The sequence below is a fragment of the Geobacillus sp. 46C-IIa genome, from assembly GCF_014679505.1.
Classification (GTDB): Bacteria; Bacillota; Bacilli; order Bacillales; family Anoxybacillaceae; genus Geobacillus.
Window position 1 is genome coordinate 2,864,145 of the sequence record NZ_CP061474.1, and the last position, 24,665, is coordinate 2,888,809.

A 24,665-nucleotide genomic window follows, 5' to 3' on the forward strand; every position below is an offset into this window, starting at 1 on the left:
AATTTTGTATTAAAATAAAAAAATACCTAATCCAAAAACAGGAATTCATCATTATTCCGCATCATACGAACGGGTTTAGTTTTTCTGAACTAACCCAAGCGTCAAAATGAAAGCATGAAGTTTGATGTGGCCTATGCAATTTGTACGGAATTGAAAAGGCCGATTGAGAAGATATGGATAAAAAAAGAGCCTACTCGCTTAGAGTAGGCTTAGTTCGTTATATCCCCGTCGCACGGCGGGGGATAGGTTTAATCTGTGATAAAAACGGGATATCCATTTCTTTTGAGCTCCTCTGCTAACCTTTCTGCATTCCTTCGATCGCTGAATGCACCGACCTGCACACGATATAATTTCCCGGTAGACGATTTTTGTTCTGGTTGGGTCTGTGCTTTTTGTGGCAGTCCCAAGAATTTCGCAACACCCCTAGCATGCGCTTCTCCTACGACTTTGAGAAATGCTTCGTTTTTTAATAGTTTGGCGTCGTTTGAATCAATGAACAAGTTTTCTGTCAACACGGCTGGCATTTTTGATTCGCGCAACACCGCATAGTTAGCACGCTTTTTTCCACGGTCTGTGACGTTTTCAAACTTCCGCATCTCCGCTAAAATTTCGCCATGCAGCACATTTTGCAACGCGACTGTTTGAGAGGAAACGCCGCCGTTGTAGACATACGTTTCAAACCCTGTTCCCTTGCCAGCATTGATATGCACGCTGACAAATACGTCTGCCCCCCATGTGTTTGCCATGTCGGCTCGTTGACCAAGAGTGAGGGATTGATCGCCTTCGCGGCTAACCCGTTGTGTAAACCCTTCGTAATGAGCCGCTAAATAATCGGTCGCATACTCCACGATTTTATGAGTCAAATTTTTCTCTTGTAACCCATTACCTATTGCCCCGGGATCACTGCCGCCGTGTCCTTTGTCCCAAAAGATTTTTTTCATTTTTGGCTCTCCCCTTTCTCACTTTTTCCTTTCAACACCTCAACCGCCTGCTTGATTTGTTCCGGCACCGGCAATCCGATTCGTCCCGCATTTTCAATGATCGAAAGTAGTTCATTCGCTAAATAAAAAAAGATCGTCGCGTCACGGAACAGTCCATTTGTTCCGACCGCACGATCAATGAGGTGCCCGACCGCTACAAGCATGAAGATCATCACTTTTTTAGGTATTCGTTTGAACCCAACGGCACTACGCAGTGAGCCCTCTCTATACGCCGCCATCACGCCTGTTACATAGTCCATGACGACAAATGCCAACAAAATGCCGAGTAGTTCAGACCAACCGCCGAACAAATAACCGACAACCGCACCGATGGCAGCCGCACCGGTTTTGTAAACAACATCTAACCGCTCCACCAAATCACGCCTTTCTAAAAAAGATAAGAGCATAAGTTCGCCCATTTCCACGACACAAAAAGGGGTGTAATGATGTAAAACACCCCCCTTTTTTTCAATAAAAGCGTCATTTTATCACGGCGCGATGTACGCGGAGCGAAAGCCGATGTCATGAGTCGAGATCGAACGAGCGTTGTCCAGACCCAACGCGAAGACACCGGCACTCGACCCGTTGACCCAGCGGCCACCGCGAATCGCGACGCGCTCACCGTAGTTACGCACCCAGATGCCGTCTCCGCCGTGGTTCGCGTCGATAGGAGCAATAGCGAGATATTTCAATAAATCAGGTACTGTAAAACCTGATTTTGCCGCTAATGTCTCGAATGTTGTAAAGCTGTACCCGTAATAAGGATCTGTGCTCGCATCGCCTGTGTACATCGGATTTGTTCTTTCAGCTCCAAGCACAGGGTCACCGCCAATATCTGAAATAGTTGTATTTGCGTTACCTGCAGTTGTGTTATCGAAATATACGCCTGTGTCGACCCATTGATCGACTACGCGCGGGCTTTCTGGCGTATTGTAATTGTTGTCCTGATGAACATAAATTTTCCCGTCGATCAATTTTAATCCATCGACCCATTCCCATACGTTTCCGTTGAGATCGAAAATGCCATCATTCATACCATTGTGCGCCCAAGAAGCAGGCCCAGAACCTGTTGCAACACGTCCCTCATATTCCGTGCCGCCGCTCGTGTATTTATATGTTACCTTTCCGCGCTCGTGAGGAGCTGAATGGTCTTTCCCAAAGTTGTTATTGCCTCGAGGCATAAATCCGTTTTTCTTGCACCAGAGGGCAATGGCTGCCCATTCCGCGTTGGTCATCAAGTGCCACCCTAGACCTTTCGCTGCGCAATATTGTTTCGCTTGATCGTATGTCACAAATGTCTTCGGATCTTGGAAAGGAAGAGAGTATGCACGGCCATCGTGTACGATATTTTGATATTTCGAAATCCAGATTTCCGACTTAACCACACCATTGACGATAAACGCTGGATGCGGGACGTTCGGCGCCCCGTTGATGACATCTGATAAGTTGAATTTAGGAATGCATACCATGATAGACGGATTCCCTTTGTCGTCATACATGACCGTGTTTTTTCCGCCTGTGGCAGATTCAACAGCTTGTCTCAACGAATCTTTCACGGATAAAACAAACGGCATTATAAATCAACTCCTTCCGGCAGTGACCATAAACGAATTTCAACCTTCGATAGGTCTAACGGCATCGAGACCATGTTCATTTCACTGTCCCCATCCTCTACTAACTGGTATTCCTTTGGAGGGATGATAATCGTGGCTACGTACCACGCGCCGACGCCTTCTTGAAGTGTTGCATATGCGCCATCGAGGGAAATGTCGATGACATGCTGTACATCCCTTTGTCGCTCCTGCAAATTGATAGAGAGATTGCCGATGCTTAAAACATCTTCGTCGATCGTAAAATTAACCTTTCTTCCACTGTTTAAGTGCGTCACAATCATAATATCCCTCCTACGCTACCGACGGATTGAGTAGCGTCCAAATGAACGTCACACTACTCGCGCTTCCCGTCATTTTTACCTTAAAACCGTTCTGTGTCTTGTCATATATGATGAGATTTCCGTAGTCGCCATTAGACGAGATCACGTCAAGAACCACTGCATAATTTGGGGCGTTGATCTGTGTGTATCCCGCTAGTGTTATTTGCACGAACGGATCAGCGTCTCGAAAGAAACTGTTTGAAGTCGCTACCCCCGTTATTGTCGCTATCCCCTGCTGAAAGCGTAGGTTCTTATATTTATCAATTTCCAAAAAGAGAGAGCGGTCATTTTGAAACAAAACATCGTCGGCGGTTGATAAAATTCCAATTTTATTCGATAAATCTCCCACTCTCCCGCTTGCCCCAAACTCATTATCAATTTTACGGAAGTTCTCAACGATTTCTTCACGTTTGACGTATTCCGTTCCAAGCCAGTCATGCAATCCTAGATTAGGTGTTTTGTTGACTGCCATGTTCCCACTCTCCTACTTCAAAAATGTGGTTTCAAGCCGGTTCCATGTGTACGTTGCCAGCTGATCCCACGTCAGATTTGCTTCGTCTAACTCATCCCAAGGCAAGTAGCTATATCGTAATTCGTAGTCAGTGTGAGACGGAAAATACTTATCCAGTTTTTCAAAAATCTCTTTAATGTTTTCCGGTTCTCCGCGGACCTCTGTGATTAAAATGTCTGCCAGAAAATCGTTAAATTGCTCGGTGATTTCGCAGCCGTATCCGATCAACTCCTTAATCCTTTCGTTTCCAAGTGTCTTGCTGGCGAGTATATCCATGATCCGCTTGCGGCGTTTTTCAATCGGATCGTTGCTTGAGCTTGAACCCCAATAGTTGAGTCCCCATGTGGCCTCATTCACAATGAACTGACGGAAAATATCTTGAATGATTGCCTGTAGCCGGATGAATTCAGGAGCCAGCGCCTGTCGCAGTGTTTTTACTTGCTTGATCGTATCATAGTATGATGGCATGTATGATGCCAGGTCTTTATATATATCACGATCATGCCGATAAAACTCAAGCACCGACTCCCCTTTCATTTGTGCCTTAATCCCTTTAAACTTCCACGTTTCCGCATTGACAATAACTCGACCGATCCCTCGTGCTGAGAGCCGGGCGAGTGACCGCTTGATAAAATCTCGCGTTGAGACGGTTCCCCCCGCAGTCAGTGATGCCTTTGCACGGAGAATCATCGCAAATGTTCTTGTATTTAAGGCTCCGCTTCCTGCTATGTTTCCTCCTGCCCGTTTTACGGCGATCACATTCGCCTGAACCGTCCCTCTTCCTGTTGCGTTAGCTTGGACATTGTATAGAGTCATCCCCCACACTCCCTAGGCGAGTGTGATCGAGATGTCGCCGGCATTAATTTTAAGCTGGTCGTTCGTGCTGATCGTTTTTGGCGTTGTCACGGCTCCATAAAAAAGCAAATTGCCTCCCGTTGCGGCATCTAAAATGCCGATATGCGTCACTGTTCCCCAGTTGGCCGTCGCGACCGGGAACAGGATTTCATTGCTGTTCGATACCATTCCATCGCTTGGAGCGCTGAATGTGATTTGCTGACGTTGATACGATCCTCCAGTGATCTCTGTTCCTGTGTTGGCGTCTGTCGGATCGCTCGTATATAGCGCCAAATACACAGCCGACGGCGACGTGTATGGCGTGTTTCGCAAAACCGCATTGATTAACGCATTTTCTAAATAGTTTGAAATAGCACTCATAAAAAATCCCTCCTACAATAATGTCACCCGGCCAAGGACGGCGATTTCGTCGTCATTGAGCTGGATGTTGGCAGTACCACCGTTGATTTTTAGGTTTTCATAGTCTAAGACGTAACCAGCGTTCAAAATAGCTTCGCCAACCTTAGTGTAACGAACAGTCTGTTCAAAAAATGCTGCGTTCAGTAAGTAGTCGTTAATTGAGTTTTTGATTTGCTGCAATGCCGTTTCCATATCCCCTTGCTCGTTCAGTGTAACTTTCACGTCGATATCGATGCTGACCTCCCTTGCTCCATCGACTGTGACATCGGCCAATGTCGGCCGTTTGGTCTCGATATTGTCTTTGACTTTATCAATCATCTGCGGGCTTGGGGATTTCTTTTGGTCGGTAATCACCACAACACGAACCGTCCCTGGACCATTCCATCGGCGAAACACTCGAACATAGCCAATGCCAGGCACCTCTTTCGCCCATCGGATATAATCAGCGTCATTCCCGCTGGATGACGGCATTGTGATTCGTTCGAAATAACGAGTCAGTATCGACTCATCGCTTTCTTCGTCGATTCCGTTTTCAAACGCCTGCGGGTTTGTCACGCTTTCTACTCCGTCAATTGTGCTAACTAGAGCGGTAATAGCACCGGATGGCACGTTTCCGGCTGCTCCTGGCACCTCGGCCTCTACAGGGACGGACACCGTTCCATTTTCCGTCACCGTCGCATCGCTAGTCGTATAAAAGAAAATAGGGACACTGTCCCCTGTGCTAATCCTTGTATTGGCTGGAATCACTGTATCAGGCTGACCGGTGAATACTACTGTGCCGCTTGCTTTTTCTGCTGGCTTCGGTTCGATTCCGAGGTCCTTCGCCCTAGCAACGAGTATCTCCCTTGGCGTATCCTTGTTTAAGAACAACCATTGAACTGTTAAATCGAATTGTTGATATACCTGCTCTAACTCAAGAGCTGAAGGGGCAAGCATGTCCCATATAACCGAACCTTGACGTTTATCAAAATCGTCAGGAATCCGCGACAGCATTCGCTGCATAATCACCTCAAACGTCTGATCCTCAAACATTCACGCTCACCCCCTCCAGCGTCTTGCCGTTAGTCAAAGTGACGGTAAAGGTGATTTGTAGTTGATCGCCATTGCGCTCAATGAGAAAGTTTGACGCACTTTCGATCCGATCATCATATTCAATCGCTTCTTTAACCAAGCGCGGAATTTCTTCTTCTAGGAGCTCGCTAGAGACGTTCATGCCGATGATATCTTCTATTTCACAGCCATACTCATCATCGTAAATAAAAAAGCGCGAGCGAGCCGTCATAATTGCCTTTTGAATAAATTGCAAAACGGCCTCATCATCGTCAATGATCCCGCCCAATTCACCTCTTTCAAAATCGATGCGATACGTCTTCGACGGGCCGATCACCACGGTTTCAGTTGCGTTATTGGCATTCAGCTCGTCAAGATTAACTGGGGCAAGCGTCATTCAACCATCACCGCCCGATCAATGATATAAAACACTTGGTCACGGTCGCTGGCTACGATGACGCGATCACCGACTTTCAGTTCATCTTGGTGTTCCAGTTCTACTGTTGTGCCGCCATTGATTCTGACTTGCCGCTTATGTTTTGTTAAGTGCTGAGCGATAATAACATCGTCTTTGTCCAGTTCGATTTTCATGTTGTCGACTCGGATTTTGATATTGGGAGGTGGCGACGTCACCGTGGCCAGCTCAATGGATATGTCCTTGTTATATCCGTGTTGCCTCATCAGCTGAATAAGCCGAACAGCACCGTTCCCCTCCATGGCTCACACCTCCTCATAGGCCACCTCTGCTAGATTAGGGCTGCTGCTAATGGTTAACGACATCGTGTGCACCCCGTTTTCGTAATGATGGGTGTCCGAATTGACATAGTAGGTGCCGTTAATACCCGTCATTTTGTTATATACTTGGATCACAGAGCCGGACGTGATTTCATTGATCCCTAAAGACTCGAGGCTCATGTCTGTTGCGACTTTGCCCATATCTTTAAGCAGCTGGTTGGCTAATTTTTGCAGCTGCGCTTTATTCAACTTTTCATCCGCACGTTCAACGTGCTGCATAATGCCATATTGCCTTGTCAAACTGTCATTTTGGACCGTGACGGTCACAGGTTTTTTGTCTGTACCGCCGATCACCTTTACTTTTGTTTTCGTTTCTTCGATACTTTCATTGACGCTAAGGGACAATAAATTCTTTCCACTCTCGATGATCAGTTTGGCGCTTGGTACTTTCATTTCTGTGAGCGTAAATTTCCCGAGATGATTGGAAATAAAAAAACGCCTACCTGTATGCTTTCGGGTAGTCGTTAACGCTGTAAATAGCATTTCTGCTAATGGTTTTTCGCGAAAAATATGTTTCGGGATTACATATCCGGTATCGGCAATGGTGCCGACAGGGATTTTATAAAGGCTGCAAATGTACTTGGCCATTTCGCTCGCCTTTTTCTTCGTGAACTTTATGGTATCCGCATTCTTAACGAGGTATATATTAGAGTCATAGCACGTTAACAACCCTTCCCCCGCTTCATTTTTTCCCGTGGAGAACAAAAATCCGCGAAACAGCTCCTTATCATCGAAAAATCGAACCGGTTTCCCTTTCTGGAACGATAGCAAGGGAGAGACCCCATCTGTAGTATTGTGCAATGTAACCTTTAGGGTGCGAGCTACTTGCTGCAAGTCGCCGCTCCATTCCACGCTTCTCACTAAACCGGTGATGTCGTAGTTATCATAAACGACAATCATGGAATCACCAGCTTTTGCCCTGGGAAAATAGTATTCGGATTCTTTCCAATCACTTTTTTATTGGCTTCGTAAATCTTTTTCCACTTGCTTCCGTCGTCGTAAATGCGTTTGGCAATTGCCCACAAGCTATCACCTTTCCTCACCACATACATTTTTGGCTGCTCCTTTTGCTTCGGTGGCCGTTGCTTATTAGACGGTGGAGACGACTGTGTCCACTTTTTCACTACAGGCATCCTGTATTCTTTCAAGGATATAGAAAACTGTATCTCTCCCGGACTGCCAGGCGGACTGGGCCAGTAGGTGAATTCCGGAATGAGTACCAGCATATTAATGTTCGCTGTCGTCACGATAAAACGGATGGGTTTTTCAGCATCGCGCCACTTTTCAATGATGCTGATGAAATCAGTCGGTGAAATTACTCGATTATGAACGCAGTAGGCAGGGTCATATTTGGCTGGCAAAAACGATTCAAAGTGAAACTCCTGCAACCCTCTATTCTTGGGGATCATCACCTCCCCTAAGCTATTGACCTCAATAATTTCAATTCCATAAGGGCTCGATACTTCAAAGGATGAAGGATTCACAGGCAACTGCAGGCTGTCGCTTCCGTATCGGAACCAAAACTGCATTTTTACGTTCATGCTATGACGCCTCCTTCCTGTTCTATGTACCGAGCCAATTCAAGAGCTATTTTCTTAATGTCGGAGTCGTTGCGAACGATGAACTGGTTGCCTGTAATCATGACCGACGGACGCTGGCGTTTGCCGTACTCCATTTGCTTCACTTCTTGCTTCGTCAGGACTTTTTCACCTTCATGGAGCAACGCTGGATAGTTATCGCGAGGAATGACGCCACCGATTGCTTTCTTTTGTAACAACCCGTCACCGCCGAGAAACTTTGGCAGCCCGATTTTAATATTGCCGATCGATGTGATTTTATCGATAAAGCTTGTGACACTGCCGATTAGCCCGTCAAACCACTGCTTCACCGGCGTAATGAAGTTAGATACTTTTTCTTTCACTACATCCCATACTTCTAGCGATTTCTTTTTCACTTTATCCCAGTTCATGACGAGCGCGACCCCTGCTGCGATCAAGGCCGCGATCCCAACAGCCACCCATGTCATCGGGTTAGCGAGCATTGCGACATTCAAGCCGATCTGTGCCGCCGTCTGAGCTAACGTGCCGGCGCGCCACGCTTTAAACAGGGTGATAATGGTCTGCATCATCGTTAAGCTGGCAAAAGCGATACGGAATGAAATGACCCCGGCTGTTACGGCTGCTAACGCCGTGGCGACCGATTTAATATGTGGGGCCGCCTTAGCAAAGGCATTGACCATTTTCGCTCCCGCATCACCGATGGCTTTGCCGATGTTTTCACTCATCTTAACCAGCTTATCCATCGTTTCCGGCTTGATCCCTTTCAACATGTTATATCCCGCATCTTGCAGGCCGCTTTTTAGGTTCCCCATAATTGTGCTGGCTTTACCTGCAGTAGATTGGGAGAGCTTTTGCGCTCCGCCGGCAAAAAACGGGCTCAGTTTTTGTGACGTGAGTACATTAAATGCCTTCTGTGTCTCGGCTGCAGTCAGGTTATCTTTTTCCTTTTTCCCTACATATCCTTTAAATTCTTGGGCTGTCACTTTGAACCCAAATTCTTTGAGGCGCTCAAATTCACCCGTTTTCGCATCAGCAAGGGCCTCAATCGCTTCCGAAAGGGTTTTGCCAGGCGTCAACGCTGCCATGTCTTCTGCGAGTTTTAAAAGCTTCATCGCTTCTTGCGTATTTCCACCCGCGATCCCTAGCGCCCGAACACCGGTCTGGACGACTTCACCCGTTTCAAATGGCGTCTCGTTCGCATTTTTCCGCAAAGCCGCTAAATAATCTTGAGCTGATTTTTGCACCTGTTGCTGGCTCATTCCCTTGTTTTGCACGCCGATAAAGTGCTCCATCGAAATCATGTATTTTTCTAAGTCAGCCCCGCTTTTTAATGCGGTTGCTACTCCGGCACCGAGCGCCGTTCCGATCGTCGCTCCTAATAGACGCAATCGCTCCATGGTCAACGTTGCCCGATTTCGGACGCGATCAATAGCATCAGCTAACGTCTCCAGCTTCTCGTTCGCTTTCGCCGTTTCAACCCGCATTTCCCAGCGCTTTTTGGCACTTTCCTGCACCTTGTCCATCGTGGCCTTGAGGCGCAGCATTTCATTTTTCAGTTTTTCATTCGATCGAATGACCTTCTCGATACTCTGCGTTGCACTATCCTTGACGGAGATTTCCGCCTCGAGCCGTTGGCCTTTCGCCATATCTCTTCACCTCACCAGAACAGCACTGGACACGGCATGCCGGATAAAGCTTTTATTTTCTCGTTTTCTTCCTCGACTTCCAGCTCATAAAAAGCACGAATAATCGTCAACTCCCCATAAGGGATTTGATAAAAAGCTGACGGCCGGATGCCTTTCTTTTTCCAATACCAGTACATCATCTGTACATAACCGTTTTCCTTTACGGCTTTTTTACTTCTTCAACGGCCCCCTCACCAAACCCGCTTAAATCGCTAATTTCGTTATATAGCCGATCAATTTCACCAGGCGTAAATAGTTTCCGAATCAGATCATATGGTGTCGGGACCTTATAATGCTCTAACAACTCCTTCCGTTTTAGCTCTGGAGAAACGACGCCCTTTAAGATCGTTTCTAGTTTGATAGTAAAAACATCGACGTCCGCTTTGTTTGAAATTGGATCAAACTTTGTAGACATATCCTGAATCTCTTCAAGCTGTGTCTGTGTCAACGCTCGAATTTCAAAAACGACCGGCTCGCCGGCCAGCTCGCTCAACCGTTTAATTTCCACGAGTTTTTTTGGTAATTCCAGCTTTTCCGCATCCATTTTGAGCAAAATATCAACCACATTGCTCATTGTGTTCCCTCCTCATGACAAAAGCAGAAGGTTGCCCCTCTGCCTATTCGATATAGTCGATAAATTCAAAATCATTAAAAGTAAACGGCTTCTCTTCTTGAACGATTTTCCCCGATTCCCAGTCTGCGAGAGTCAAATCATCAAAAGTACAACCTTTCAATACAACACGTTCCGCACCGAATGCCGCTGGATCGGCCAGCTTGCTCACGATCGTCATCGGTTCCAAAACGCCCCGTTTCACTTGTTCGGCCACCTTGCGTGTCAGTCGGGAGTTGACCTTCGTAATACGGAGCGTTCCTTTTCCTTCCCAGCCCATATATTTTTGACCTTGTCCGTTGGGAGCGCCGCACATTGGCACCTTCTCTTTGATAAAATCGACCTTTGCCTGCAATCCGTATGCTTCCGCAAATTTTTCTCCGTCGATCCATACTTCTCCATGCGTACCGGAAATGGCACGCTCAGGAATCATTCGTTCCATTCAGTCACACCTCCCTAAATGAGCACTTTCATGTCAATGTCCTCAATCGCATCGAGAGGACGGATACGAGAAAGGATAAACACCTTATCTCTCGTGTTTGCTTCCTTGATCTCCTGCTCTTTCATCGCATCAACATCGACGCCGACCGAGCGTAAATAGACCCGTTGCTGTTCTAAATCAATTTCCGCTCTATTTTTCCCAACATCGAGCAGCCCGTCAATCTCCAACTGCTCATAGTACGCATTAATTGCTTGAATGAGCAGCACTTTATTGTCATAGCTGTTGGCGTATTTACCGATATATCTGTCTTCGATGGTCTTGCGAATATCCATATACATGAGGTCGAGGATATCGACGATTTTAATTTTCTTGAAATCGTCTCCCTTATCTTGTGTGGTTGTAACGAGCGATGTCACGCCACGCCCAACTTTTACTTTTTCACCATCATGGTAAATCACAAATTCGCCGTTATCGATGGCTTGGTTGAGTTGATCTTTCGTATAGGTTTGGACGCTGTCTACCTCCGGCAACGGCTGAAAAGTCGTTGAAATCGTCAACGGCGTTCCGGCAATCAACCCAGCGATGCGGGAGCAATATTGGGCCGCTGTATACGTCGTATCACCGACGACAATGTTTTCCGTTGTGAAATTGATAATGTACTCTTTATCGGCCGCATGATGAGGCAATACGGCTTTTGCCATCTTGCCATTGGCGCGTTGCAGACCGATCCATGTAGTGATTTTCGTTTTGTCTGCCTCTTCAATCTCTGGAAAAACGAAATAATCAAATTTCACCGTCTCTAAATAGTTCAGCGCGACATCTAGAGGTGTTCCGTTCGTCACCGTGGCATTTGGATCATAGACGTATACCACCACTCGATTCGGCGTCCGCTCGCCGCCGATAAAAGCCAGCTCAATTTGTTTTTTATTCACCTCTGATAATCCGGCCGGGATGTCGGTGATGCTCGTTAAAACGTAAGACCCGAGGGCCGCCGTATCTTTTAACAACAATGCGACGATCCCCCGCTCGCCGCGTTGGATCGCCGTGGCCCCAAGAGTCTTGAACACAATATTGACTTGAGGCAGGCCCATTACAATACCTCCCTGTTATGGATGATTTCCTGCATAAGGTCTTGTTGCTCCGCAGCGCTCAACATGACGATAAAGTCGAGATCGAGGAAAAAGTGGAGAATATCATCCACGATTTCAAATCTCCGTTCCACAATGTTTACCGTCAGCCCGTCAAAGGCGATGCTTCGGAACAAATCGTTCAATAAATCAGCCATTTCAACGTTTTTGGCGTTCGTTTCTTCTTCGGATAAGTACTGAATATCGATGGTGATTTCCCTTTGTTGCATCAATTTGTTTAACTCGATCACATCGCCAGGCAAAACGGTAATAAAAAAACAAGGCTTTCTTAGGCCTTGTTCCACTTTTTCACCGTATATTTTATGATCCAGAAAGGCTGTTTTGAGCTTACTAATCACCGCATTTCTGAGTGATGCCATCATAACGAATTCAGCACCTTGTCAAAGTGTTTTTTCAACCGGCGTGGCATCTGTCGCCTGATCCGCTTTACCGATACAGTCAGCATGTAAAACCCTGGGGCGTGCCCGACTGTTTTCTTATTGATTACTACTTTATGGCCGTATTCCACAAAACGGGCATAAAATTCCTTGTTGTAGACAACGATAATCAAATCATCTCCTTCCCGTTTCAGCTCGCCAATTTCCCAGCCGCTCCGCAGCCTTCCCTCGTCTTTCGGCGTCCTCACTTTCACTAGACGCAACAAACCTTTGGCGACGTCCAATAAATAGTTTTCCAGCTCCTCAGGGAGATTTTCCTTGAGGAAAATAAACTGCTCTTCGTATTTTTTTAAATTGTTTATTTTGAGCTGGAACATTACGCTTCACCTTCCATTTCCGCGATCACCTCTTGGAAGGTATGGTATTTAAAGCATTCCTTTGCTGTGAATAGAAATGTTTCTCCTCTATGGGCAACCTCGATTTTGTCGCCGATTTTGATATTTCGATGCGTTTCCATATGAATTTTATAAAACAGGCGAATATTGTGCGTCGTATCGGTTTGCAGCGTGTCACCGGAGTCGATTTTCACCAGCTCGCACGGGATTTGCTCCATCACGACAACAGGCTGATGGATCGTTTCTCCGCTCGCCAGCTCCACTTCTTGAAGCCGCGACACCGTACAGCGATCATTGAGGCTATGAACGTAGCCGAGTGTGCAATCCAGTATAAAATAGCCCGGTTCACCCTCATCCACGGCCATAATGTCGTACCATTTCCCCTGGCAAAGAGCTTTCATTAACGGCTTTACCGCCTTATTCGCCCGAATAATGATCTGATACGATTTTTCGGGCTGTTGGTCGGTGAATTTATTCTTTTTGAACTTCACTTGACCCCAGAGTTTGCATCGCTCGACAAGCTGTTCCTCGCCATTATCGAAAAGGATTTCGTAAAATGTTAGGCGATCCTTCAGTTGTCCGGGGTTCATGTCCCCTCACCTTTATATTTCACCATCAAATTCCCCGCATCCGACACCGTCACCTCGTATTTATACCCCGATGGGGACACCAAGACAAGGCTTTTCAGTTCCTTTTCAGCACGCTTTTCAGCCTTTTCACTCATGTATCCTTCCCCTTTCTACATTGTCGTGCTATCGTAGCAATGAGTCAGCTGGGCCACGATACTTTCGACCGTATGCCGCACTTTCTCGCTCGTCTTGCCGATCATGTCACGATTTTCGTACCAATCGGCGACCAGAACGTAGCAGAGCAGCTTGGCCAACTCATTCGTGCTGTCAAACGTATTTCCTGTTGAATTAACCAAGTACTTTTCCGCCGCACTAATCAGCGTACTAATTAAACTATCCTCGTCATTATGGTCAACGCGCAGCCATTTCTTCGCTTCGTCAAGTGTAATAATCAAAACGATCACCCCCCGCAAAGGGGACGGGGTTTCCCCCGTCATTAACTCAGCGTCAACTGTCCGTATACAGCCGCGCCGGTATCCCAAAATTTAATGTCATCGCGCATAATCGTGCGCAAATCCGTTGTATCGCGTTTAAACGCATCGCCTCCTTCTTTCGTCGCCGCCAACTCAAAGAATCGACGCGAGAACAATACGATGAGCTCTTCCAGATTCCCAATAAAAATGGGGGCCTTGTTAGGCGTACCGGCGATCGACGGCAAATAGCGATTGGAACATACGACGACCGGACGGCCAAACAAGAGCTTCCGTCCTGGCTGTGTAATGTCATCCTGAAGCAAGAAACGACCGTTCGTATCCTGCTGGCTATCGAGCCAGTTATATCCGTCTTGGTTTGTTAAAACAATCGAGCTCAAGCTAATAGCCGGATCCAAGTCAACGTTAAATACTTTTTTCACCACTTTAAGATCAGCTAAATCTTTCGGAGTCATAGTCAGCAGAAGATCCGTAATCAACTTATTGCGTGTAACCACAGCCTTTTTACCAATCCAGCGCGTGATGTAATTAATAATATTCTGATCACTATCAGCCAAAAGCTCGTTAGTAATAGGCAAAATGCCGCCACGTTTTTTGACGGAGTACGAGACAGCCACGAATTTGGGATTATCCGTTTCCGGAAGCACGCCGTATTCATCAATCAAGGCAAACGGCGTCATCGTTTCGTCTTTCTCCAGCACACGCGAGCCCGATAAGGTGGTCACTTCCTCGACGCGCACATATTGAGACAGATCGTTTTGCGCTCTCATAATCTCGTTAATGCGCGTCTGGATGTCCTTTGGAACGATTAAAGACGAATCCCCATCCGTGATAGCCGGGTTAGTCCCACCTTCGTTCATGACAGCGCGCTTCTCGTATTCTGCAATCATGCTTCGCTCATCTGAAGAAACCGGGCGCCGGCGAATCGCCTTCATGAAGATTTGTCGATACTCCTGTTCCAATTCGGCATCTTCCTTCGTGACAGCGCGTGTTTCGTTGCTGGCTGAATACGCACCGCCAAGACCCAATCCACCGCGTTCCTCTTCCTCCAATTGCCGCTGTACTTCAATTTTCTTTTGCAACGCTCGTACTTCTTCCATACGTTTTTCGGCTTCATCGACTTCATCTTCTGATAAGAGAGCACGAACTTCAGCTTTCATCTGCTCCAGTTTTTTCAACATCTCACGCAGTTCTTTTCCCATACTCTTTCAACCTCCCATAGTTAAATAAAAAAAGAGCCGATTACATCAGCTCTAACTCGATGGTTAGTTTCCGTTTTTTGTATTCATTTGAGGCGCGTTTTTGCTGCTCCCGGTACTCATCAAGCGACCGGACAGACACTTCATTCGCGGGATAAGCAGGGAAGGCCACCGGTGAAATCTCATATAATTCCGCATCCAAAATGGACCGCTTGTAAATTTTCTTTCCATCGCGATCGACTTGCGACCATTTGTCTTTTGTGACCCGCATGCCAAACGATACACCATCGACATCTCCCCGTTTGATCATCTCCCAGGCATCGTTGCCGACCGTGGTGTTCGGCAAATCCAGCTCAAACCGCAGCTCCTTTTCCGTACTCTCGAGGCGCAACGTTCCACTTTTCGTGCTCCCGAGCACTTTCGCCGTGTCATGTGACCATAACCCGACAACCCCGCGCGTTTTCAAGCTCTCATCAAACGCGCCGGCCGCGATTTCCTCGACGAATGTGTCGCCCCACCAGTCCCGCATCTCCGCGCTTTCCGTGTTGTACTTGATCGACCCGGAGATGGTGCGTTTTTCTTCTTCTTCGCCCGACTGACGGACTTCAATTTTCACTGGCAGCGCCCGAATTTCCTTTGTTTCCTTCGGTGCTTGATTGCCCACTTTCACCACCCCCTTTCATGTATTGCTGGCCTACCATTGTTAGAGGGATATAGTTCCCATTGACAATGAGCTGATTCCCTCCAGGTCGAGGTGGCAAGTCTTCCTTCGCTCTTGCCTCGTCAGGCTCAAGAAAGCCGTTCTGTATGCCGATCGCATAGGCTTCATATCTCGTTTTAATATCAGCGCGCAAAATACTATCGACGTTAAACTTCACATAATAGCCAGCGTCTAATTCGCTGTCCAGGAATAACTTGTACGTCATTTCCTGCTCGTACATCGTTAGAATTGGGAGCAGTGTATCTACGTAGAATTGTCGTTGTTGCTCCGCCACGTTCGTGTGGGTCGCCCGGCTCAAATCGTTGAGCTGGTGCATTTTAATCCCAAACGCCGTAGCGATCTGCCGGATTGTGAGCTCAGTGTTTTCTAAAAACTGCGCATCAGACATCGTTAAACTGATCGGCTTAAACTCATATCCAATCGGCATGAGCGCAATGCGATGGCTGTTTTTCAGCCCCGATGACATTTCCTCGAATTTTTCTCGGAACTTCTTCTGCGCTTCTGGGTTGAGATCGCCCACGTACTGAACGATCCCTTTCACTTGCAGCCCCTGCTTGTAAAAGTTATTGATGAACCGGCCGGCCGCCGCCGCATTTTCCACCGTCGCCCGTAAATAATCAAGAGGGGGAACGCCGACAATGCCGTCGAGCGTGACGCCACTTTTAAAGTGCAATAGTTCATTAGGCATGAGTTTCCGTCTCTCTGTTCCGACATCGACTTCATACCAGATGTGATTTTTACTGCTGAAAAGGCCGATATCGTCGATCCAAATGCGCACTTTACCCGCGTCGATCGGCCAAAAACCCACAATCCTACCTTTTTCATCCGTCTCAATGTTGACGTATGCATTACCGTATATGTTCCGCTGCGTCTCATTGCATTTGGCAAAGTCAGAGGCCGACATATACGGGTTTGGCCGAAGCTTCAGAAGCTTGTATAAATAGTGTTTGACTGCCTTATTGACGCCATTTTCGCCATTTTCGTCCTCGCGATAAATCTTTAAAGGGAGCTTGGACAGCGATTCGGCCAAAATTTTGATACAAGCGTAAACGGTTGCTTCTTTCAACGCATTTTTTCCGTAAACGTTGACCTCTCCTGGAGAAATACCGAGAAAGTTTAAAAGCGCAGGGTCGTTTAGACTGTATTCTGTACTTCTTCGCTCCCAAGCACGTCGGAAAAACATTCAGTTTTCACCTCCCTCATGGCGGATAACGCTTCGGTGGATGTAGCGCCGTAAAAATGCCGATAGCTAAACAAGAAAAACCAAGCATATACAGCCCTGCCGTCACGCTCAGCCGGAACGTCGCGACATTAATGAGTATCAGTCCAACAAAAACAAAAAAATCTTCCGCATAATCACGAAAGATTTTCTGTAATCTCTTCACTTTATCAACCCCACAGTCTGTCTAAAAAGTCATCGGTCGCAAATTCTGATACATCAACCGACTCGGCATTCGCAAACATGGCCCGAGCATGGGCGTTAATGAGCGCTGCCAGTGGGTCAATTCTGTCTGTACTTTTCGATTTATCAAGCATTATGTTCTCCTGGGCATCTTTTCGTGTCACCGCGTTGCCCACCGCCCATGTGAGAACGGGGTTTTGGTTGTGAATGATCTTCTTTTCAAACACTTTTGTCCGGAAATTTTTCGTCGGCTCCGTCAAATAGCGAATCCCCTGCGGAATTTCTACTGTTGTAAAGCCATCTGCCTCAAGTTCTTGCATCAAATGCCGCGCATTGTACTTGTCATAGCAAATTTCCTTCACCAAAACGCCGTATGTCGGCTCAATTGACTTGATATATTCGCGCACAAACGTATAATCGACGACCGCCCCCGGCGTGGCTGTGATCCATCCTTGTCGAACCCATTGATCGAACGGCATTTTATCGGTTTTAACCCGCTCGTCGAGCTTTTCTTCCGGTATGAACGAGTGGGATAAGACGATAAATTTGCCGTCATCTAACGGAATTTCGATGGAAACACTCGTTAAGTCGGTCGTGGCCGACAAGTCAACGCCTACATACGCATCCAATCCGCTGATATCCGGCAGGTTTTTGGCGCCACAGGCCGCCCAGCGTTCGGCCGAGATGTAGGCTTGCTCCCGTTTATTGATCCAGACATTCATGTTTTTCGTTAAAAAATCGTCCATTTTATCCGGTTTTTCGAGCGCTTCTTTGAGCTTGGCGCGAATATTTTCCACCCCTTCCGGGTAGGAAGCCGCAATCGGATTCGCTTTCAGCCATGCTTTTTCGTCCTTAATGTCGTCAATCAGATTTCCTTCCTCGTCTTTATCCAGTTCGTTGACCATCGCAAAGTATTGATCGTTTTCTACCGGGCTGTTCGGATCTAACAGCTTTGAAACGTATTGATACTCACTTCGATAACACGGATTGTTCAAGTTTGCGCCGGCCGTCGTAATAATCATCAGCAACGGCTGCGCCCTGGCGATCATGCCGGAGTCGATAATGTTGTAAATCTCGTCTGTCTCATGGGCGTGATACTCGTCAATAATGCCGCATTGAGGGTTCAAACCGTCGCCGGTCTTCCGGTCCTCTTTGGAAAGTGGCCGGATAATAGACCGACTTTTCGGGTGATGGATCGCCCCGTATTTCACTTCGTACTTCCCTTTTAGTTCCGGGCAACCGGCCAGCATTGCTTCGGTTTCCTTCCAGACAATTCTCGCCTGTTCCGTTTTCGTTGCACCGATGTACACCTCTGACATGCTTTCTCCGAACGCCATCGCCTCATAGGATGCTACACAAGCCAGGCTTTGTGACTTGGCGTTTTTCCTTCCTACCTGCCAATACCCTTTCTTAAAACGCCGGTAATCCGTATCCTTGTGCACCCAGCCATAAATATTGCCGAACACAAACACCTGGATCTCATGAGGTCGAATATGCTGCCCCTTGAGTACGCCCTTTGTATGCTTAAAGAGCGTCATCCACTTGAGGAAGCGCATCGCTTTCGTTTCGTCAAAGATATAGGGAAAGGCATCGGTCCCTTCCCGCTCGATATCCCGCAAAAAACGCATGCAAGCCCATTTATGTTTCTGGCAGGCGATCACCCGGCCGTCGATGACATCGTGGGAGTAGTCAATAAGCCATTGCTTTAGGCTCATACATCACCAAACTCCTGTTCAAACGGCGTCGGCTGCTTTGGTTCCTCTTTCGGCAACGCTAGTTTGGCACGGGAGCTTGGCGTCAATCCAAATTCGACGGCCAGCGATTTCATTTGCTCGTGCAACTGCTTTTTCTTCGTGAGGAGGGGATGAGGAACCTTATTCGTCTCCGCCGCTTTATTGGTGTATTCAACCATGAGCCCCTCTTCCTCAATAATCTGCGAGCACTTAACGTAGTTAGCATAGGCGTCGCAATACAAGGCAAGAGCATTCACATCGACGTTCGTGACCAGCCCGATCTCTTTCAGCTCCTTCACGATCCGCTTGAACTCCTTCTTGGCCACACCGTCGAGCCAGCTGGGAGGTCTCACTTTGTCATCATTTGGACGGAGCTTCGCCTCGGCCTCTTTCCGAGCATCGATTTCCTTCTTCGTTAAATGCTTCGTCCCTTGAATTAAAATCAAGTCAACTGGCTTCGCACGCCGACCCATTTTCAACACCACCTTTCATTTGGATTTTGTCCAAAAACTGTTAACCCCCTTTTACGCCAAAAAGGGAACTTTGTGCACGCTGAGGGGCCCGCGCGGTCCTGGGCGAGCTTATAAAAAATTTTTGACCCGCCCCTCCCCATACTTCTTCCTGTCTTCGGCTGTTTTCTTGTTGTGACAGGCATTGCATAACGACTGTAAGTTGCTCAATGATAGGCGTAATGACCACTCCACCTTAACAGGAACGATATGGTCAACAACATCTGCTGGTGTGATTCGCTTTTCCTGCAGACAGCTCTGGCACAAATAGTTATCGCGCATCAACGCTGCTTGCCTTACCCTTTGCCATTCCCTGCTGTGGTAAAAATCACGGGCTTTCTGATCGCGGAGATGTTCATCGTAGTAACGATGGCGATGGGATTTGTCTTGCTGTTCTTTATGCTGGTGATCTTGGCAGTATCGTCCTTGTGTTAGGTTTGGACAGCCTGGAACGGAGCAAGGTTTCTTTGGTCTACTAGGCATAACATCACTCCAAACGCAGTTCCTTCTTTATTCTGCTGTATTCATCTAGCCATTCATCCGGTACTACGAATCCAGCATCTAGATATCGCTGAATCGCTGCTGTTACATCCTCAAACCTTTGGGTTTTCCATATACGTTCTGGTATTAAACCGATAGGCGGTTTTTTACGACAAGGCTTCATTCTTATCCCTCCAAATAAAAAAAGCACCCATTGAGTGCTTACGATTCAATCTTTTTAATTTGTATGTCCAAACATTTTTGACAGTAGAAAAAGACTCTACTTACTTTACCGTTATTGCTTTCAACTCTAAATTCACGATACCAGTGATCACATTTCTTTTCAGACTTATGTTCACACTCTTGCGATGGCGGCTTAGGCGGTCTTGATGTTTGTGGTGCAGGTTTTACACCGTGACAAATCTCAGCGCTTGGCTTCAAAGGCATGTTATTCCTCCTCCAAATAAAAAAGCACCCGTAAAAGGGCGCAATGCTATATATATTCTTTTGCAAATTTAACCCCGCTTTTTAGTTTCTCGATTTCGATAGTATATCTTTCGTTCAAATAAAGGTATTCTAAGATTGAAATAAGTTTATCCCTATGAAGTCCTTTTCTTTCTAACTTCATTTCTAACTCTTTATAATTAGGCATTTCAGATAAATCCTTTTCTCCCTTGTAATAAGGGTCCAATTCATCACACACTAAATTTACTTCTTCGCTACTAATAAATTTTAAATTATCAATTTCAGCTTCAATATCTTCCTGCACACCATTTAACAAACCGTAAATTCTTCCGTCTGTTCCATTGTAAATACCTAGATGTTTCTGAATACGATAAATTTCACCTAATAATTTTGCTTCAAAAAGTTTTCTTTCCATCCTGCCCACTCCTTTCGTCTATTCAATACGACAAAAGGAGCCATCTTCCTACAACATTCGTTCGTCAAATCTCGACAAAAATAATAATCGCCACCTCAAATGAAGTGGCGTCCAGCTTCAACCAAAGTCTTTCACGTTATCATCATAACACCGATAAACGAAAACATTGTGCCACGATTGTGCCAAAAAAGTGCCATGATTAAGTTAAGTCCATATAATTGTGTAAAAAGGGAAATAGAAAAAGAGCCATGTTTGCTTCCCCTTTGGTAGAATAAACAGTGAACCAAAAACACCAAACATAAGGAGGAATGCAACCATGGCTCAATATCATATTACCCTAAATGATGAACTTTTGCACGGGTTATTCACCAGAGATGAGGGATTAGCTAAGCTATTGGAACAAGTCCTCAATCAAATCCTCGAGGCACAAGTAGAAGAACAGCTGGGAGCTCGCCGTTATGAACGAACGGAAGAACGAAAAGGCTATCGAAACGGTTCGTATCCACGCCAGCTGACGACCCGGGTGGGACGGTTGACCTTGCGCGTTCCACGGACAAGAGATGGGGAGTTCTCTACGGAACTGTTCCAACGGTATCAACGGAGCGAACAAGCACTGGTGCTGGCACTAATGGAAATGGTGGTAAACGGGGTGTCTACCCGAAAAATCACTCAAATCACGGAGGAATTATGCGGCACTTCGTTTTCCAAGTCCACGGTCTCCTCACTGTGCAAGGGACTGGATCCGATTATCCAAGACTGGAATTGCCGTTCCCTTCATGAACACGTGTATCCGTTTGTGCTAGTAGATGCTATTTATACGAAAGTCCGGGAGGATGGACGAGTACGCTCCAGAGCCGTGTTGATCGCTGCAGGAGTGAATGAGGAAGGATATCGGGAAATTCTTGGCCTGCAAATCGGAAACAGTGAATCGGAGTCCAGCTGGAGTGAGTTCTTCGGATGGCTGAAAGATCGGGGACTCCGGGGAGTGGACTTGATTATCTCGGATCAGCACGGTGGGCTGGTGCAAGCCATTGAAAAGCATTTCCAAGGCGCTACATGGCAACGATGCCAGACACATTTTATTCGCAATATCCTCGATGCCGCACCAAAGTATATGCAGGATGTCTTGCTCGAGGAGATTCGTGGGATTCTTCATGCTCCAAATAAGCAAACGGCTCGACTGTTATTGGAACAAGTGCTGGCCAAATGGGAAGAAAAAGCCCCAAAAGCCATGCAAATCCTCGAAGAGGGATTCGAAGACGCCACCGCCGTATTGGACTATCCGAACCGTTATCGTCGGCGTCTGCGCACGACCAACGGAGTGGAACGGCTGAACGAAGAAATTCGCCGCAGAGAACGGGGCATCCGCATCTTTCCGAACCGGGAATCGGTGTATCGCCTCGTTGGCGCCGTGTTGATTGAAATCGATGAAAAATGGATGTCAGGGCGCAAATACTTGGATATGGCTGAATATTGGCAGTGGCGGAAAACGAAAGAGCAAGGAGTCCGATGGGGGAATCAGGAGGCTCCGGCGATCAAGAGAGTGGGATAACCTCTACGCCGTGTCAAGGAGAACGTGGAATACCGGAGCGAAGCGAGGATATGCCGCGAAAGCTCCTTGACACGCCTGTTCCTTGACAACATGATCATTTGTCCGGGAAGGCGACCAGCAGGGAGACTTGCCGGTCTTACCTACCATACGTCAAGTCATCAGGTCCATGTTGTCTATCAAAGGGGAATTTACACAATAATTTGGACTTGACCCCATGATTATGTAAACTTAATTTTGTGCAATCAAAAAGAGTAACCGGTTTCGTATTTTATCTTTAAGAAACCGATTACTCTTCATCATCCATGTAATCTCCACTCGATACACGTGAATTCTTTGATAACCAACTTGCCAATTCCTTCTGACATACTTCCTTTTTGGCAACTTTGATACACATCTCAAATAGCTCGTCATCTGAGACAATTAACTCATAGCCATTTTTCATTAGGAAAGAATATGCTGCCATCACCGCTGTTCGTTTATTACCATCTGAAAAGTAATGACCTGTTGCTATAGCAATCATATAAACAGCCGCTTTTTCGAATAAGGACGGATACTGTTCTTCTCCGAACAAAATTGTGAACGGCTTCTCACATACGTATTCAACCATACCAGGGTCTTTTTCTCCGGGTAGCCCTCCATAGCGACGCAACATCGCATCATGGATGTAGCGTAACTCTTCAGGATAAAGTCTTTCTATCATCAGTTTTTAGCTAGCTTTTCTAGCGCTTTATCATAGCGCTTAATTCCTTGTTTTAAAATGGCGTCAATTTTACGTGTATCGATGTTCTTTTTCTTTTGTTTTAATTCTTTCTGCAACATAGCCATCTCTTCTTCCCCCTTCCAGTCGCACATGCCATCACCACCTCTAAAATAATATACGGTAACAGCATGTCCCTGATTACTTTTAATTATAAGTTCCACTTCTATGCTTTTCAATCATTATCTCAAACGCCACAGAATTTTCCCCGCTTCCTATTCTTCGTAAACATCCGCTTTGCCATTTCATGCATTTCATCTTTCGGTTTGCCGCGAATGATGTTGGATATGTCCACTGTGGTCAGCTTCCGCTTGCCGATCCGATACCCTTTTTTGTTTAGCTCCTGCACCACCTTTGTGACACTTTCCAGCTGCACATATAAATAGACCGCTTCCTCTTCCATCGTGGTGGGCGTGTAGTTTTCGATCTTCCGAATGTATTCTCGCAAGTATTCGATTTGCTTTTTCGCTTCCTCGACTAACACTTGCTCTCCCTCCAATGAGTTCACTTCAATTTACAGACTGATGCACTCGCCCTGTTCATGAACCCCTTGATATTTCTAGCTTCAAGCTATTTTACAAAATGAGTGCACACCATGATTTTTTATGTTGTACTAATAGCAAAAAAGAAAAATCATATCTTGTATTTCATCATCGCCCTATCCATTGCATCTTGATTTACGCCGATATACTTTAAGGTGATATGTGGGCTTGAGTGATTGAACAGCTCTTGAAGCATTGCAACGTCTTTTGTTTGCTGGTAAAAGTGATAGCCGAACGTTTTTCTAAGCGTATGCGTACCCACTTCATCGAGCGATACATATTCGGCTGCTTCTCGAAGAATACGATACGCTGTTGAACGGTCAATAGGACGGTTACCGCCTTGCCGGCTTCGAAAAGCATATTCACCGTCTTTAAGTGTTTTTGCGTACTCAATCAACTCTTTTCGTATCGCTGGCGGAATACGAATCCGCTTTTCCTTCCTTGTTTTCTTTTCCCGCAGCTTTAAATGTGTCTGTAGCAAATCTTCCTTCTTCAGCTGCAATATATCTGATATACGCAAACCTGTGTTAATTCCGATAATGAACAAAATGTAATTGCGCTTGCTTCGTTGTAACAAGTATTTTTTCATTGCCGCAATCTTTTCTGGATCGCGAATGGGTTGAACAAAGTTCATGACTCATCCCTCCTTCTTTTCCGGTACACCTCAATTTCTAAAGCGAATGCTAATTTGTAAAATGCTCTGGACTTCAAACGATAATAATTTCTGTGGCTCATTCCTAGCTCATTGTAAACCGCATAATCAAACACTTCTTCTCCAGTCATGTATCGCTGAATAACGATCGCTCGCTCCCAATAATCAAGACGATTTACAGCCTCAACAACGCGCTGAATGTATGCCGCCCGCTCCCGCTCATAATCAGCATTCCGAATGGCTATTTCTTCGGTTGAGGAGTGGAACTGATTTGTTTTTGCAGGAACGAGCGAGTAATGTTGAGTCACCTTTGGCAGCTGGTCTAGTTTCAATGTCAGCAAGAAAATGCGATATTTTTCGAGCGCCGCTTCCACCGCTTTTTTCGTCGCTTTTCGATCGATTTCAGGTAACATAAAGTCCATCTTCTCAACCTCCGAAA

The 24,665-nt window shown here is 46.3% G+C and carries 35 protein-coding genes; 1 reads left to right on the forward strand and 34 read right to left on the reverse strand.

Annotation, left to right across the window (positions count from 1 at the left end; translation table 11 throughout):
* Positions 1 to 248 precede the first annotated feature (248 nt).
* From IC803_RS14255 to IC803_RS14395, 29 genes are all read right to left on the reverse strand, one after another.
* Positions 249 to 941, reverse strand: coding sequence for an N-acetylmuramoyl-L-alanine amidase (locus IC803_RS14255; protein ID WP_081207654.1), 693 nt, complete (start codon positions 939 to 941; stop codon positions 249 to 251).
* The gene (locus tag IC803_RS14260) at positions 938 to 1,354 is read right to left on the reverse strand and encodes a phage holin family protein (RefSeq protein WP_081207820.1); all 417 of its coding nucleotides are present in this window, start codon (positions 1,352 to 1,354) and stop codon (positions 938 to 940) included. The genes IC803_RS14255 and IC803_RS14260 overlap by 4 nt, the downstream gene beginning before the upstream one ends.
* 114 nt (positions 1,355 to 1,468) lie before the next feature.
* Entirely contained in the window at positions 1,469 to 2,554 is a 1,086-nt protein-coding gene (locus IC803_RS14265) for an SUMF1/EgtB/PvdO family nonheme iron enzyme (RefSeq protein WP_081207653.1), read from the reverse strand.
* Positions 2,554 to 2,874 carry a hypothetical protein gene (locus IC803_RS14270; RefSeq protein WP_081207652.1) on the reverse strand — a complete coding sequence of 107 codons (321 nt, stop codon included), beginning with the start codon at positions 2,872 to 2,874 and terminating at the stop codon, positions 2,554 to 2,556. Before IC803_RS14270 ends, IC803_RS14265 begins: the two co-directional genes overlap by 1 nt.
* Positions 2,875 to 2,884: 10 nt before the next feature.
* Entirely contained in the window at positions 2,885 to 3,385 is a 501-nt protein-coding gene (locus IC803_RS14275; RefSeq protein ID WP_081207651.1) for a hypothetical protein, read from the reverse strand.
* A gap of 12 nt (positions 3,386 to 3,397) precedes the next feature.
* The gene (locus IC803_RS14280; RefSeq protein WP_081207650.1) at positions 3,398 to 4,240 is read right to left on the reverse strand and encodes a putative phage tail protein; all 843 of its coding nucleotides are present in this window, start codon (positions 4,238 to 4,240) and stop codon (positions 3,398 to 3,400) included.
* Between the two features lie 12 nt (positions 4,241 to 4,252).
* Positions 4,253 to 4,639, reverse strand: coding sequence for a phage tail fiber protein (locus IC803_RS14285; RefSeq protein WP_081207649.1), 387 nt, complete (start codon positions 4,637 to 4,639; stop codon positions 4,253 to 4,255).
* 12 nt (positions 4,640 to 4,651) lie between these two features.
* Positions 4,652 to 5,710: a baseplate J/gp47 family protein gene (locus tag IC803_RS14290; RefSeq protein ID WP_081207648.1), complete on the reverse strand. Its 1,059-nt coding sequence runs from the start codon at positions 5,708 to 5,710 to the stop codon at positions 4,652 to 4,654.
* Positions 5,703 to 6,125 (reverse strand): DUF2634 domain-containing protein, encoded by a 423-nt coding sequence (locus IC803_RS14295; protein WP_081207647.1) that lies wholly within the window; start codon positions 6,123 to 6,125, stop codon positions 5,703 to 5,705. The genes IC803_RS14290 and IC803_RS14295 overlap by 8 nt, the downstream gene beginning before the upstream one ends.
* On the reverse strand, positions 6,122 to 6,445 hold the full coding sequence (locus IC803_RS14300; RefSeq protein ID WP_081207646.1) for a DUF2577 family protein: 324 nt from the start codon (positions 6,443 to 6,445) through the stop codon (positions 6,122 to 6,124). Before IC803_RS14300 ends, IC803_RS14295 begins: the two co-directional genes overlap by 4 nt.
* 3 nt (positions 6,446 to 6,448) lie before the next feature.
* Entirely contained in the window at positions 6,449 to 7,423 is a 975-nt protein-coding gene (locus tag IC803_RS14305; protein WP_081207645.1) for an XkdQ/YqbQ family protein, read from the reverse strand.
* Positions 7,420 to 8,064 (reverse strand): LysM peptidoglycan-binding domain-containing protein, encoded by a 645-nt coding sequence (locus IC803_RS14310; protein ID WP_081207644.1) that lies wholly within the window; start codon positions 8,062 to 8,064, stop codon positions 7,420 to 7,422. Before IC803_RS14310 ends, IC803_RS14305 begins: the two co-directional genes overlap by 4 nt.
* Positions 8,061 to 9,728, reverse strand: coding sequence for a phage tail tape measure protein (locus tag IC803_RS14315; protein ID WP_081207643.1), 1,668 nt, complete (start codon positions 9,726 to 9,728; stop codon positions 8,061 to 8,063). The genes IC803_RS14310 and IC803_RS14315 overlap by 4 nt, the downstream gene beginning before the upstream one ends.
* 199 nt (positions 9,729 to 9,927) lie before the next feature.
* Complete coding sequence (locus tag IC803_RS14320) at positions 9,928 to 10,341, reverse strand: phage tail assembly chaperone (RefSeq protein WP_081207642.1); 414 nt, start codon at positions 10,339 to 10,341, stop codon at positions 9,928 to 9,930.
* A 43-nt stretch (positions 10,342 to 10,384) separates the two neighbouring features.
* The gene (locus IC803_RS14325) at positions 10,385 to 10,819 is read right to left on the reverse strand and encodes a phage tail tube protein (RefSeq protein ID WP_047758624.1); all 435 of its coding nucleotides are present in this window, start codon (positions 10,817 to 10,819) and stop codon (positions 10,385 to 10,387) included.
* A gap of 14 nt (positions 10,820 to 10,833) precedes the next feature.
* Entirely contained in the window at positions 10,834 to 11,910 is a 1,077-nt protein-coding gene (locus IC803_RS14330) for a phage tail sheath subtilisin-like domain-containing protein (protein WP_081207641.1), read from the reverse strand.
* Positions 11,910 to 12,329, reverse strand: coding sequence for a phage tail terminator family protein (locus IC803_RS18550; RefSeq protein ID WP_081207640.1), 420 nt, complete (start codon positions 12,327 to 12,329; stop codon positions 11,910 to 11,912). Before IC803_RS18550 ends, IC803_RS14330 begins: the two co-directional genes overlap by 1 nt.
* Complete coding sequence (locus IC803_RS14340; protein ID WP_081207639.1) at positions 12,326 to 12,721, reverse strand: HK97 gp10 family phage protein; 396 nt, start codon at positions 12,719 to 12,721, stop codon at positions 12,326 to 12,328. The genes IC803_RS18550 and IC803_RS14340 overlap by 4 nt, the downstream gene beginning before the upstream one ends.
* The gene (locus tag IC803_RS14345; protein ID WP_081207638.1) at positions 12,721 to 13,329 is read right to left on the reverse strand and encodes a phage head completion protein; all 609 of its coding nucleotides are present in this window, start codon (positions 13,327 to 13,329) and stop codon (positions 12,721 to 12,723) included. Before IC803_RS14345 ends, IC803_RS14340 begins: the two co-directional genes overlap by 1 nt.
* Positions 13,326 to 13,463, reverse strand: coding sequence for a hypothetical protein (locus tag IC803_RS14350; RefSeq protein WP_158083281.1), 138 nt, complete (start codon positions 13,461 to 13,463; stop codon positions 13,326 to 13,328). The genes IC803_RS14345 and IC803_RS14350 overlap by 4 nt, the downstream gene beginning before the upstream one ends.
* Positions 13,464 to 13,478: 15 nt before the next feature.
* Entirely contained in the window at positions 13,479 to 13,805 is a 327-nt protein-coding gene (locus IC803_RS14355; protein WP_369826929.1) for a head-tail connector protein, read from the reverse strand.
* Complete coding sequence (locus IC803_RS14360; RefSeq protein WP_081207637.1) at positions 13,805 to 15,001, reverse strand: phage major capsid protein; 1,197 nt, start codon at positions 14,999 to 15,001, stop codon at positions 13,805 to 13,807. Before IC803_RS14360 ends, IC803_RS14355 begins: the two co-directional genes overlap by 1 nt.
* Before the next feature lie 40 nt (positions 15,002 to 15,041).
* On the reverse strand, positions 15,042 to 15,668 hold the full coding sequence (locus IC803_RS14365) for an HK97 family phage prohead protease (RefSeq protein WP_369826928.1): 627 nt from the start codon (positions 15,666 to 15,668) through the stop codon (positions 15,042 to 15,044).
* Entirely contained in the window at positions 15,604 to 16,902 is a 1,299-nt protein-coding gene (locus IC803_RS14370) for a phage portal protein (protein WP_081207636.1), read from the reverse strand. Before IC803_RS14370 ends, IC803_RS14365 begins: the two co-directional genes overlap by 65 nt.
* A gap of 16 nt (positions 16,903 to 16,918) precedes the next feature.
* Complete coding sequence (locus IC803_RS14375) at positions 16,919 to 17,104, reverse strand: hypothetical protein (protein ID WP_081207635.1); 186 nt, start codon at positions 17,102 to 17,104, stop codon at positions 16,919 to 16,921.
* A gap of 4 nt (positions 17,105 to 17,108) precedes the next feature.
* Positions 17,109 to 18,836 carry a terminase large subunit gene (locus tag IC803_RS14380; protein WP_081207634.1) on the reverse strand — a complete coding sequence of 576 codons (1,728 nt, stop codon included), beginning with the start codon at positions 18,834 to 18,836 and terminating at the stop codon, positions 17,109 to 17,111.
* Positions 18,833 to 19,327 carry a phage terminase small subunit P27 family gene (locus tag IC803_RS14385; protein WP_081207633.1) on the reverse strand — a complete coding sequence of 165 codons (495 nt, stop codon included), beginning with the start codon at positions 19,325 to 19,327 and terminating at the stop codon, positions 18,833 to 18,835. The genes IC803_RS14380 and IC803_RS14385 overlap by 4 nt, the downstream gene beginning before the upstream one ends.
* Positions 19,328 to 19,435: 108 nt before the next feature.
* Positions 19,436 to 19,846 carry an HNH endonuclease gene (locus tag IC803_RS14390; RefSeq protein WP_081207632.1) on the reverse strand — a complete coding sequence of 137 codons (411 nt, stop codon included), beginning with the start codon at positions 19,844 to 19,846 and terminating at the stop codon, positions 19,436 to 19,438.
* 490 nt (positions 19,847 to 20,336) lie between these two features.
* Complete coding sequence (locus tag IC803_RS14395) at positions 20,337 to 20,723, reverse strand: hypothetical protein (protein WP_081207631.1); 387 nt, start codon at positions 20,721 to 20,723, stop codon at positions 20,337 to 20,339.
* A 316-nt stretch (positions 20,724 to 21,039) separates the two neighbouring features.
* On the opposite strand from IC803_RS14395, the gene IC803_RS14400 reads away from it, so the two are divergent.
* Entirely contained in the window at positions 21,040 to 22,275 is a 1,236-nt protein-coding gene (locus tag IC803_RS14400) for an IS256 family transposase (RefSeq protein ID WP_081207630.1), read from the forward strand.
* Between the two features lie 286 nt (positions 22,276 to 22,561).
* On the opposite strand, the gene IC803_RS14405 is transcribed toward IC803_RS14400, so the two are convergent.
* The 5 genes from IC803_RS14405 to IC803_RS14420 form a co-directional block, all read right to left on the reverse strand.
* Entirely contained in the window at positions 22,562 to 22,975 is a 414-nt protein-coding gene (locus IC803_RS14405; protein ID WP_081207629.1) for a type II toxin-antitoxin system death-on-curing family toxin, read from the reverse strand.
* Entirely contained in the window at positions 22,975 to 23,100 is a 126-nt protein-coding gene (locus IC803_RS18415; protein WP_255396837.1) for a hypothetical protein, read from the reverse strand. The genes IC803_RS14405 and IC803_RS18415 overlap by 1 nt, the downstream gene beginning before the upstream one ends.
* A 119-nt stretch (positions 23,101 to 23,219) precedes the next feature.
* Entirely contained in the window at positions 23,220 to 23,516 is a 297-nt protein-coding gene (locus IC803_RS14410; protein ID WP_081207628.1) for a hypothetical protein, read from the reverse strand.
* Positions 23,517 to 23,665: 149 nt separating this feature from the next.
* Positions 23,666 to 24,208, reverse strand: coding sequence for a site-specific integrase (locus tag IC803_RS14415; RefSeq protein ID WP_081207627.1), 543 nt, complete (start codon positions 24,206 to 24,208; stop codon positions 23,666 to 23,668).
* Positions 24,205 to 24,648: an ArpU family phage packaging/lysis transcriptional regulator gene (locus IC803_RS14420; protein ID WP_081207626.1), complete on the reverse strand. Its 444-nt coding sequence runs from the start codon at positions 24,646 to 24,648 to the stop codon at positions 24,205 to 24,207. Before IC803_RS14420 ends, IC803_RS14415 begins: the two co-directional genes overlap by 4 nt.
* Between the last annotated feature and the right edge of the window lie 17 nt (positions 24,649 to 24,665).